The 430-nt window shown below is 66.5% G+C and carries 1 pseudogene; it reads left to right on the top strand.

From position 1 onward, the window contains the following. Positions 1-232: 232 nt before the first annotated feature. Positions 233-430 (top strand): annotated as a pseudogene (locus tag A6V37_RS21630) (choline dehydrogenase); the annotation flags it as partial.

The following is a 430-nucleotide window of genomic DNA, read 5'->3' as shown; positions in this document are numbered from 1 at the left end:
TGGGGAGGATGCGCGCGAAGCATGCCGGTGGCGAGTAGCGCAGTGTTGACAAGCGGGCGCAGTGAGCGGAGGCTGAGGGCGATGCATGTCGCTGCGCACTGATCGCACTGCGCGGGTTGGAGGGGTGAGCTTGTGGAGTCAACTACTGACGAGTGTGTGTGGGGGGTGTGGGGGTGGGGTGGTGGTGGGTGGGTGGGGCGTGGAAGGGGGACTGGGCGAGAAGGAGAGGGCGTTGGGCAGCGCGTGGGGGATGCTGCTGGGAGCGGGAGCGAGCAATCCGCGATGGCGGCTCGTGGAGAACTGGCGCAACGGGCCGGCGAGGACGGACTTCGCGAGGGGGTATCCGTCGACCGCGTATGCGCCACATCCGGAGTACGCGCCGGCGAACAACTATCTGATCCAGAAGGGCGACTATCCGTACAACTCACAG

Source organism: Paraburkholderia ginsengiterrae, from assembly GCF_001645125.1.
GTDB lineage: Bacteria > Pseudomonadota > Gammaproteobacteria > Burkholderiales > Burkholderiaceae > Paraburkholderia > Paraburkholderia ginsengiterrae.
The sequence above is the reverse complement of the archived record's forward strand: the minus strand, read 5'-3'. Positions and strand labels throughout refer to the sequence as shown.